Raw genomic sequence first — 10,811 nt, forward strand, 5'->3', positions numbered from 1 at the left:
GCACGGCAGACGGGCTGGGGCCCCTGGTGGAAGGCTGACGTCCAGTTCCTCCCCCATCGGGGGAGGGGGACCATGCGAAGCATGGTGGAGGGGCGCCGGGACCGAGCGCGGTTTGAGGCCCCTCCACCATCCTTCGCCCCGTGGGCTCCGGACGGTCCCCCTCCCCCGTTGGGGGAGGAATGGAGGGCGAACACCTTCACCCTGCTCCGAAGCCCGTCGCGGCGACGGCGGCGAACGGCTCCAGCCAGGTCAGGCCGACGATGACCAGCGGGAAGGCGAAGGCGGCGCAGGCCAGGGCGATGGTCTTGGCCTCGACCGGAGCCTTGTCGGTCGCCGCGGTCCCTTCCGGAGCCGGGTCGAACCACATCACCTTGATGATCCGCAGGTAGTAGAAGCCGGCCACGACCGAGGCCACCAGGCCCGCGGCGCCGGCCATCCAGTAGCCCGCGTCGGCGGCGGCGCCGAACACGGCCCACTTGCCCCAGAAGCCCGACAGCGGCGGCATGCCCAGAACCGACAACGACAGGATCGTCAGCGCGATCGTCGTCACAGGCCGCTCCTTCCGCAGGCCCGCCAGGTCGGCGATCTTCCGGATCGGCTTTCCGTTCCGGCTCAACGACAGCAGCAGGGCGAAGAAGCCGAACTGGTCGATGACGTACAGGGTCATGAACAGCAGCATCGCCTGGATCCCCAGGGTGGTGCCGGCCGCGATGCCCAGCAGGGCGTAGCCGATGTTGGCGATCGACGAATAGGCCAGCAGGCGCTGGATGTCCTTTTGCGCCAGGCCGCCGAAGGCGCCGACCGCGAAGCTGATCAGCGAGATCAGGATCAGCACCTGGGCCCACTGGTCGTGCGACTGGGCGAAGGCGCCCTCCAGGGTGCGGGCGATCAGCACCATAGCCGCGACCTTGGGGGCGGTGGCGAACAGGGCCACGACCGGCGTCGGCGCGCCCTCGTAGACGTCGGGCGTCCACATGTGGAACGGCGCGGCCGAGACCTTGAACGCCAGGCCGCAGATCAGGAACACCAAGCCGAAGATCAGGCCCGGCGACGGGTTGGTGGCGGCGTAGGCCGCGATGTCCTCGAACCGCATCGAGCCGGCGAAGCCGTAGATCAGGCTGGCGCCGTACAGCAGCAGGCCTGACGACAGCGCGCCAAGCACGAAATACTTCAGGCCCGCCTCGGACGCCTTCAGGTCGTCGCGATGGAAGGCGGCCAGCACGTACAGCGCCAGCGAGTGCAGCTCGATGCCGACGTACAGCGAGATCAGGTCGCCCGACGACGCCATCATCCCCATGCCGGCCGACGCCAGCACGATCAGGATCGGGAACTCGAAGCGAGCGATCCGGGCGCGGTGCATCCAGCCGTTGCCGAGCACGATCGCCACGGCGCTGGACAGGAAGATCACGGCCTTGCCGTAGACCGCCAGCGGATCGGCCACATAGGCGCCGTTGAACGCCTGGCCCAGCGGGCCGGTGACCGTCACCGCGGTCGCCGCGATCAGCAGGATCACCGACAGCCACGAGACGGCGTGGGACGCTCGGTCGCCCGAGAAGGCGCCGACCATCAGCAGCACCAGGCCGCCGACCGCGAGCGTGATCTCGGGAGCCGAGAGTTGGAGGGCGGAAATGAGGTCAGGCATCATGGTCTCACCCGCCGATCGCGAGTTGATAGGCGGCGGTCAGGGCGTGGACCGAGGCGTCGGTGTAGTCCAGCACCAGCCCGGGCTGGACGCCCAGCCACAAGGTGCCGACGATCAGCGGCGTGAAGATCAGCAACTCGCGCTTGTCGACGTCCGCGATCGTCTTCAGGGCGGGATTGGTGATCTCGCCGAACATGACGTTGCGATACAGCGTCAGCGCGTAGACCGCCGAGAAGATCACGCCCGAGGCCGCCACGAACGCGGTCCAGGTCGACACCTGATAGACCCCCGTCATCGTCAGGATCTCGCCGATGAAGCCCGAGGTGCCCGGCAGGCCGACGTTGGCCATGGTGAACATCAGGAAGATGGCGGCGAACCACGGCATGCGGCTGGTCAGCCCGCCGTAGAAGCTGATCTCACGGGTGTGCATCCGGTCGTAGACCACGCCGACGCAGAGGAAGAGCGCGCCCGAGATCAGGCCGTGGCTCAGCATCTGGAAGATCGCGCCCTGCACGCCCTGGGCGTTGCCGGCGAAGATGCCCATGGTCACGAAGCCCATGTGCGCCACCGACGAATAGGCGATCAGCTTCTTGATGTCCGTCTGCCGGAAGGCGACCAGCGAGGTGTAGACGATGGCGATGGCCGACAGGGCGAAGACCAGCGGCGCGAAGGTCCTGGACGCATCCGGGAACATCGGCAGGTTGAACAGGATGAAGCCGTATCCGCCCAGCTTCAGCAGGATGCCGGCCAGGATGACCGAACCCGCCGTCGGCGCCTGCACGTGGGCGTCCGGAAGCCAGGTGTGAACCGGCCACATCGGCATCTTCACCGCGAAGGAAGCGAAGAAGGCCAGCCATAGCAGCGGCTGGGCCTGCTCCGAGAAGGCGAAGGTCTTCAGCTCGGGGATGCTGGTGGTGCCGGCCGTATGGGCCATCCACAGCATGGCCAGCAGCATCAGCACCGACCCCAGCAGGGTGTAGAGGAAGAATTTGTAGGCCGCGTAGATGCGGTTCGCGCCGCCCCACACCCCGATGATGATGAACATCGGCACCAGGGTGCCTTCGAAGAAGATGTAGAACAGGAACAGGTCCAGCGCGGTGAACACGCCGATGACCAGCGTCTCCAGCACCAGGAAGGCGATCATGTAGTCGACGACGCGGTCCTTGATCGTCGACCAGCTGGCCAGGATGCACAGCGGCATCAGGAAGGCGGTCAGCAGGACGAACAGGATCGAAACCCCGTCCACGCCCAGATGGTACTGGGCGCCGGCGAACCACTCGAACCGCTCGATGAACTGATAGGCCGGGTTCGACGCATCGAAGCTCGCGACCAGCACGACCGAGACGGCCAGGGCAGCCAGGGTGGTCAGCAGCGCGATCCAGCGCGCGGCGCCGTCGGCCGGGCCCTTGCTCAGCAGGCGGACCAGCAGCAGCAGGCCGGCCCCGACCAGCGGCAGGAAGGTGACGACGCTCAGGATGTAGGGGATCTGGGGCAAGAGATCAGGCTCCCCACGAGGTGATGGCGAAGGCGAGGAAGCCGGCCAGGCCGAGCAGCATCACGAAGGCGTAGAAATAGACGTAGCCGGACTGGAAGCGGGCCAGGCCGCCCGCGAATTTCCGCGACAGCCAGGCGAAGCCGTTGGGTCCGCCGCCGTCGATGATCTTCACGTCGCCTACCTTCCAGAACAGGTCGCCCAGGCCCTTGGCCCCGCGGACGAACACGAACTGGTACAGCTCGTCGAAGTACCACTTGTTGTACAGGAAGGCGTGGACCACGCCGCCGCGCTCGGCCATCCGGCGGGCCATGCCCTCCTTGATGACATAGAGCCAGAAGGCGACGGCGGTACCGATCAGGGTCATGACCAGCGGCGACCACTTCACCCAGGTCGGCACGTTGTGCGCCTCGTGCAGCACGTGGTTGGCCGGACCCGAGAAGATCGCGGCCTTCCAGAACTCGCCCTCGTGGTGGCCGATGAAATAGGGCGCGAACACGAAGCCCGCCGCCACCGCGCCGACCGACAGGGCCAGCAGCGGCAGCACCATCACCCACGGGCTCTCGTGCGGGTGCAGCGGGCCGTGGTGAGCGTGATCGTCGTCGTGCGCGTCCGGCTCGGAGTGGGTCTCCAGCTGGGCGTGCGAGGCGTGGTCGTCATGCGCGTGCGCGTGCTCGTCGCCATGGTGCTCGTCCTTCCAAACGGGCTTGTTGTGGAAGGTCATGAACACCAGGCGCCACGAATAGTAGGCGGTCAGACCGGCGGCGAAGATGCCGACGAAGAAGGCGAACAGGCCGACCGGCGAGTGTCCGGACGCCGCCGCGGCGAAGGCGCTCTCGATGATCGCGTCCTTCGAATAGAAGCCGGCGAAGCCGCCGATCTCGGGAATGCCCAGGCCGGTGATGGCGATCGTGCCGATGGTCATGACGGCGTAGGTGATCGGCAGCAGCTTCCACAGCCCGCCCATCTTCCGCATGTCCTGCTCGTGGTGCATGCCGTGGATCACCGAGCCGGCGCCCAGGAACAGCAGGGCCTTGAAGAAGGCGTGGGTGAACAGGTGGAACATGGCCGCCTCGTAGGCGCCCACGCCGGCGGCGAAGAACATGTAGCCCAGCTGCGAACAGGTCGAATAGGCGATGACCCGCTTGATATCGTTCTGGGCCAGGCCGACGGTGGCGGCGAACAGGGCCGTCACCGCGCCGATCACGGCGACGATCTGGCCGGCGATCGGGGCGTATTCGAAGATCGGCGACAGCAGGCAGACCATGTAGACGCCGGCGGTGACCATGGTCGCCGCGTGGATCAGGGCCGACACCGGGGTCGGGCCTTCCATCGCGTCCGGAAGCCAGGTGTGCAGGAAGAACTGGGCCGACTTGCCCATGGCGCCCACGAACAGCAGGAAGGCCGCCAGATCCAGCGCCGACCAGGTGTGGCCCAGGAAGTCCCAGCCCGTGCCGGCCTTGGAGGCGATCATCGGGAACAGCTCGGCGAACTGGATCGTGCCGAACATCCAGAAGACGGTGAAGATGCCGAGCGCGAAGCCGAAGTCGCCGACGCGGTTGACCACGAACGCCTTGATGGCGGCGGCCGAGGCGGTCGACTTCTTGTACCAGAAGCCGATCAGCAGATAGGACGCCAGGCCCACCCCTTCCCAGCCGAAGAACAGCTGCATGAAGTCAGCGGCGGTGACCAGCGCCAGCATGGCGAAGGTGAACAGCGACAGATAGGCGAAGAACCGCGGCTTGTCCGGGTCCTCGGCCATGTAGCCCCAGCTGTACAGGTGGACCAGCGACGACACCGTCGTCACCACCACCAGCATGGTCGCCGACAGGGCGTCGATGCGGATCGACCAGTTCGAGATGAAGTCGCCCACGTGGATGAAGGGCGCCAGCGTCAGGGTGAAGGGCTCCAGCCCGCCCCAGGTCCACTGGCTGAACACGATCCAGGCGACCACGCACGAGAAGAACAGCAGGCCGGTGGTGACGGCCTGAGAGGCGATGTCGCCGATGCGGCGGCCGGTCAGGCCGGCGATCGCGGCGCCCAGCAGCGGGGCGAAGACGCCCAGGATGACGAGAGTCTGCAGGTCCACGGTCAGCCCTTCATCACGCTGGCGTCGTCCACGGCGATGTCGCCGCGGTTGCGGAAGAAGGTCACCAGGATGGCCAGGCCGACGGCGGCCTCGGCCGCGGCGACGGTCAGCACGAACATCGCCATCACCTGCCCCGACACGTCGTTCAGGTAGCTGGAGAAGGCGACGAAGTTGATGTTCACGGCCAGCAGGATCAGCTCGACCGACATCAGGATGATGATGACGTTCTTGCGGTTCACGAAGATGCCGAAGACGCCGATCGTGAACAGGATGGCGGCGACCGCCAGATAGTGCTGCAGGGTGACGACCATCAGACCAGATCCTCGGGGGTGACGCCGGCGCCGGTCGGAACCGACTTCACTTCCATCGCCGTCTTGGCGTCGCGGCCCACCTGGTCGGCGACGTTCTGGCGCTTGATGTTGGGCTTGTGCCGCAGGGTCAGGACGATGGCGCCGATCATGGCGATCAGCAGCACGATCCCCGCCGCCTGGAAGAAGTAGACATAGTCCGTGTAGAGCACGCGCCCGATCGTCTCGACGTTCGAGGCGTCGGCGGCGACCACCGGGCCGGTCGCGTCCGCCGCCCGGCCGCCGCTGACCACGGTCAGCGAGATCACGATCATCTCGGCCAGCAGCACGCCGGCCACGATCATCGCCAGCGGCAAGTAGCGCGCGTAGCCCTCGCGCAGCTTCACGAAGTCCACGTCCAGCATCATGACGACGAACAGGAACAGCACCGCCACGGCGCCCACGTAGACCACCACCAGTAGCATCGCCAGGAACTCCGCGCCCAGCAGCACGAACAGTCCCGCGGACGAGAAGAAGGCCAGGATCAGCCACAGCACGCTGTGCACGGGGTTCTTCGCGGTGACGACCAGAAGGGCGCTCACCACGGCCACCGCCGCCAGCAGATAGAAGGCAATGCCTTGCAACATCGGAGGCCAAAGCCCCTTTCGGTTATGGGGGTGCGCCTCCTTGCGGAATCGCCCTCCCCGGTCAGCGTGTGCGCCTTAACGGTAAGGCGCGTCGAGTTCCAGATTCTTCGCGATCAGCCGCTCCCAGCGGTCGCCGTTCGCGAGCAGTCGATCCTTGTCGTACAGCAGCTCTTCGCGGGTCTCGGTGGTGAACTCCGAGTTCGGACCCTCCACGATCGCGTCCACGGGGCAGGCTTCCTGGCACAGGCCGCAGTAGATGCATTTGACCATGTCGATGTCGTAGCGCGTCGTGCGGCGGCTGCCGTCCGAGCGCGGCTCGGCCTCGATGGTGATGGCCTGGGCCGGGCAGATCGCCTCGCACAGCTTGCAGGCGATGCAGCGCTCTTCGCCGTTGGCGTAGCGGCGCAGAGCGTGCTCGCCGCGGAAGCGTGGCGACTGCGGGTTGCGCTCGAACGGATAGTTCACCGTGGCCTTGGGGCGGCCCATGTATTTCAGCGACAGGCCGATCGCGCCGACGGCGTCGACGAGAAGCGCGCCCTTCGCGGCCTGGACGAGACGGTTGATCATGGTTGCGCACTCCCGGCGCGCGCACACTCGCGGGCGTACCGTTCGCTTTGTTTGTCCATCGCCTCGCAGCGGGCCAGGCGCTGGGCCTCCTCCCGCTCGATGCGTTCCTGCCGGCGCTGCCACTGATAGGCGGACACCGGCTCGGGTTCGTAGGGTTGGGCGGCGCACGCGGTCACGGCGACGGCGGCGGCCAGCAGGATGAGCGACGAGCGGATCATGGCCGTCTCTCCGTCCCGCAGATCTCGCGGACCGGGCCCGGGTCTCCCGGCTGGCGTCCTGGCGTTCGATCACGCAGTCCGGATGCGTCCGGCTGGCCCGTTGCCGAGCGCTCTCGGCGCGGTCCATCCGGTCGATCGGCGAGCCGACGGCCTCCGGCTGGATCGGCTTGAAGACCGAGGTGCAGCCGCCGGCGGCCAAGGCCGCCAGCATCAGGCCGGAAAGAGCCAGCGCGCGGGTCATGCCCCCACCCCGAACACGCGCCAGGCGGCGACGACGATGACCGCGACCAGGGACGTCGGCAGGAAAATCTTCCAGCCCAGGCGCATCAGCTGGTCGTAGCGGTAGCGGGGCACGAAGGCCTTCACCAGGGCGATCATGAAGAACGCCACGACGATCTTGCCGCACAGCACGATGAGATAGAACAGGTTCAGCAGGAACGGCGGCCAGTCGGCGGCCCAGTCCATGGGGAAGCCCGGGTTCCAGCCGCCGAAGAACAGCAGGCTGATCATCGCGCACATGAAGACGATGTTGGCGTACTCGCCGATCATGAACAGCAGGTACGGGGTCGAGCTGTACTCGACCTGATAGCCCGCCACCAGTTCGGACTCGGCCTCGGGCAGGTCGAACGGCGGGCGGTTGGTCTCGGCCAGGGCCGAGACGAAGAAGATGATCGCCATCGGGAACATCACGATGATGGTCGGCAGGGTCGTCAGGCCACCGCCGAAGGCGAACCAGTTCCAGAACCAGCCCGACTGCTGGGTCACGATCCCGGTCAGGTTCATCGTGCCGGCCAGGATGATGACGTTGATGATCACCAGGCCGATGGAGACCTCGTAGGACACCATCTGCGCAGCCGAGCGCAGCGATCCCAGGAACGGGTACTTCGAGTTCGAAGCCCAGCCGCCCATGATGATGCCGTACACGCCCAGCGACGAGATGGCGAAGATGTACAGGATGCCGACGTTCAGGTCCGAGATGACCCAGCCCGGCGCGAACGGAATGGCCGCCCAGGCGATGAAGGCCAGGACGAAGGTCAGCAGCGGCGCCATCAGGAACACGACCTTGTCGGCGCCGGCCGGGACGACGATCTCCTTCAGCACGAATTTGAAGAAGTCGGCGAACGACTGCAGCAGGCCGAACGGACCCACGACGTTCGGGCCTTTGCGCATCTGCACGCCGGCCCAGATCTTCCGGTCGGCCAACAGCAGGAAGGCCAGCGAGATCAGGATGCCGACCGTGACCAGCAGGATCCCGCCGGCGGTGATCAGCGTCCAGCCCACCGGGCCGGTCCAGAAGGCGGCCGGGATCAGGCTCCAGCCCCAGACGGCCAGCGCCGCCAAACCGGCGGCGAGCGCCAGACCGACGACCGTCAGGAAGATCACGGCGGGCCAGTTCTTGGGGCGCGAGGGAACGACGTCGGTCATCGGTTACTCCGCCGCCATCGCGACCGGGGCGATCCGCTGGGCGGACAGCTCGGCCATCGTCACGCTGGCGCGCGCGATCGGGTTGTTGAGATACGGGTCGCGCACCGAGGCGTGGAACGCCACGTCGCCCAGGTCGCCCTTCTTGCCCAGCGCGCCGACGTCGAACGACGCCGGGGCCGGCAAATAGTCGATGCGGCCGAAGGTCGGTTGGTCCGCCATCAGCCTGGCGCGCAGCGCGTCCAGGGTGTCGTAGGGCAGCGTCTGGCCGACCAGGGCCGACAGCGCCCGCAGGATCGCCCAGTCCTCCTTGGCCTGTCCCTTGGGGAAGACGACCCGCTCGGCCATCTGCACCCGGCCCTCGGTGTTGACGTACAGGCCCGCCTTCTCGGTGTAGGCCGCGCCTGGCAGGATCACGTCCGCGCCGTGCGCGCCGCGGTCGCCGTGGCTGCCCAGATAGACCTTGAAGGCCTTGGTCGCCGAGGCGTCGATCTCGTCGGCGCCCAGCAGGAACAGGACGTCCAGCGCGCCCTTCTTGACCATGTCGACGGCCGACAGGCCGCCCTCGCCGGGCACGAAGCCCATGTCCAGGCCGGCGACGCGGGCGGCGGCCGAGTGCAGCACGTTGAAGCCGTTCCACCCCTCGGTCACCACGCCGACCTTCTTGGCCAGCGCGCCCAGGGCGTTCAGCACCGCAGGACCTTCGGCGCCCGTCAGCGCGCCCGAGCCGACGATGATCGCCGGCCGCTCGGCCCGGGTCAGGAAGTCCATCGCCGCCTTGGGCAGCTTGGCCAGCGTCTTGGTGCCGGCGCCCAGCCAAAGGTGGTCGAACGTCAGATTGGCCGGTTCGCCGATCAGGCCGATCTGGGTCTTGCCCGACAGCCAGGCCTTGCGCAGGCGGGCGTTCAGCAGCGGCGCCTCGACTCGCGGGTTGGCGCCCACGATCAGGATGGCGTCGGCGGTCTCGATTCCCTGCAGGCCGGTGTTGAACAGCCAGCCTTCGCGCGGGCCGTATCCCAGCGCCGCGCCGTCCTGGCGGCAGTCGGTGTTGGCCGAGCCCAGCGCGCGGAACAGGTCCAGCGCCGCCTTCATCGACTCGGCGTCCTGCAGGTCGCCGGCGATCACGCCGATCTTCTCCGGCTTGGCGGCCTTCAGCTTGTCGGCGACTAGGCCCAGGGCCTCGTCCCAAGAGGCGGCGCGCAGCTTGCCGTTCTCGCGCACGAACGGCCGGTCCAGGCGCTGCCGCTGCAGGCCGTCGACGGCGTAGCGGCTGACGTCCGACAGCCACTCCTCGTTGATGCCCTCGTTGACGCGCGGAAGGATGCGCATCACCTCGGCGCCCTTGCTGTCGGCGCGGATGTTCGAGCCCAGGGCGTCCATGACGTCGATGGTCTCGGTCTTCTTCAGCTCCCAGGGGCGGTAGTGGAACTGCCACGGCCGGTGCGTCAGGGCGCCGACGGGGCACAGGTCGTTGACGTTGCCCGACAGCTCCGAGTCGATGTTCTTTTCCAGATAGGTGGTGATCTCGGCGCTCTCGCCGCGCGAGATCATGCCGATGTCGGGCACGCCCGCCACCTCGGTGATGAAGCGGACGCAACGGGTGCACTGGATGCACCGCGTCATGAACGTCTTCACCGTCGGCCCCATGTTCTTCTCTTCGACCGCGCGCTTGTTCTCGCTGTAGCGGGAACCGTCGCGGCCGTAGCCCACGGCCTGGTCCTGCAGGTCGCACTCGCCGCCCTGGTCGCAGATCGGGCAGTCCAGCGGGTGGTTGATGAGCAGGAACTCCATCACCCCTTCGCGGGCCTTCTTCACCATCGGCGTGTCGGTGAAGATCTCTTGGCCCTCGGCGGCCGGCAGGGCGCAGGACGCCTGCGGCTTCGGCGGTCCGGGCTTCACCTCGACCAGGCACATGCGGCAGTTGCCGGCGATCGACAGCCGCTCGTGGTAGCAGAAGCGCGGAATCTCGTGGCCGGCGCGCTCGGCGACCTGCAGCACGGTCATCCCGGGCTCGAACTCGGTTTCTACGCCGTTGACCTTGGCGACGGGCATCAGCGGGCCTCTTGCTCAGCAGCCACGGCGTACTCTTCCGTGGCGGTCGTCCCATCCGGGAGCGTCGTGTTGATGGTGATGGCGTCGCCGTCAAGGACGAAGCGCGTCACCGGGTCGCCGGACTGGTTCATCCAGCGGTTCTGTTCGGGGGTCGGCGCGTCGGCCGGCTTCCAGGTGACCAGGTCGCCGTCGACCCGGCACTGGGCCCGGCGGCGGCCGCCGTCGACCGGCGCCCGCCACGAGGCGTTGACCACCTGGCCTTCCAGGCCGTCGATCTCGATCGCCGACAGGTCCTGGCCATGGATCGCGGCCAGGCCCGCGCGCAGACGCGCGCAGGTTCTGCGCGGTCAGCACGACGGGAACGCTGGCCTCGCCGTCCGAGGCCGGGTTGGCGG

At 67.6% G+C, this 10,811-nt stretch carries 10 protein-coding genes; all 10 read right to left on the reverse strand.

The features are described 5' to 3' along the window. Positions 1-196: 196 nt before the first annotated feature. On the reverse strand, positions 197-1,642 hold the full coding sequence (gene nuoN / locus AC2W7C_RS07515) for an NADH-quinone oxidoreductase subunit NuoN (protein ID WP_486000889.1): 1,446 nt from the start codon (positions 1,640-1,642) through the stop codon (positions 197-199). A 7-nt stretch (positions 1,643-1,649) separates the two neighbouring features. Then, positions 1,650-3,128: an NADH-quinone oxidoreductase subunit M gene (locus AC2W7C_RS07520; protein WP_486000890.1), complete on the reverse strand. Its 1,479-nt coding sequence runs from the start codon at positions 3,126-3,128 to the stop codon at positions 1,650-1,652. A gap of 13 nt (positions 3,129-3,141) precedes the next feature. Continuing rightward, positions 3,142-5,217 carry an NADH-quinone oxidoreductase subunit L gene (gene nuoL / locus AC2W7C_RS07525; protein WP_486000891.1) on the reverse strand — a complete coding sequence of 692 codons (2,076 nt, stop codon included), beginning with the start codon at positions 5,215-5,217 and terminating at the stop codon, positions 3,142-3,144. Between the two features lie 8 nt (positions 5,218-5,225). Continuing rightward, positions 5,226-5,534 (reverse strand): NADH-quinone oxidoreductase subunit NuoK, encoded by a 309-nt coding sequence (gene nuoK / locus AC2W7C_RS07530; protein WP_400612751.1) that lies wholly within the window; start codon positions 5,532-5,534, stop codon positions 5,226-5,228. After that, positions 5,534-6,157, reverse strand: coding sequence for an NADH-quinone oxidoreductase subunit J (locus AC2W7C_RS07535; RefSeq protein ID WP_486000884.1), 624 nt, complete (start codon positions 6,155-6,157; stop codon positions 5,534-5,536). Before AC2W7C_RS07535 ends, nuoK begins: the two co-directional genes overlap by 1 nt. A gap of 75 nt (positions 6,158-6,232) precedes the next feature. After that, positions 6,233-6,724 carry an NADH-quinone oxidoreductase subunit NuoI gene (gene nuoI, locus AC2W7C_RS07540; protein ID WP_486000885.1) on the reverse strand — a complete coding sequence of 164 codons (492 nt, stop codon included), beginning with the start codon at positions 6,722-6,724 and terminating at the stop codon, positions 6,233-6,235. After that, complete coding sequence (locus AC2W7C_RS07545; RefSeq protein WP_486000886.1) at positions 6,721-6,942, reverse strand: hypothetical protein; 222 nt, start codon at positions 6,940-6,942, stop codon at positions 6,721-6,723. The genes nuoI and AC2W7C_RS07545 overlap by 4 nt, the downstream gene beginning before the upstream one ends. Positions 6,943-7,179: 237 nt before the next feature. Then, positions 7,180-8,250: an NADH-quinone oxidoreductase subunit NuoH gene (gene nuoH / locus AC2W7C_RS07550; RefSeq protein WP_486000892.1), complete on the reverse strand. Its 1,071-nt coding sequence runs from the start codon at positions 8,248-8,250 to the stop codon at positions 7,180-7,182. 120 nt (positions 8,251-8,370) lie between these two features. Continuing rightward, the gene (gene nuoG / locus AC2W7C_RS07555; RefSeq protein WP_486000887.1) at positions 8,371-10,416 is read right to left on the reverse strand and encodes an NADH-quinone oxidoreductase subunit NuoG; all 2,046 of its coding nucleotides are present in this window, start codon (positions 10,414-10,416) and stop codon (positions 8,371-8,373) included. Then, positions 10,416-10,670 (reverse strand): hypothetical protein, encoded by a 255-nt coding sequence (locus tag AC2W7C_RS07560; RefSeq protein ID WP_486000888.1) that lies wholly within the window; start codon positions 10,668-10,670, stop codon positions 10,416-10,418. Before AC2W7C_RS07560 ends, nuoG begins: the two co-directional genes overlap by 1 nt. Positions 10,671-10,811: the final 141 nt, after the last annotated feature.

Source organism: Brevundimonas sp. CURTG3B2_SDJG (genome assembly GCF_057364705.1).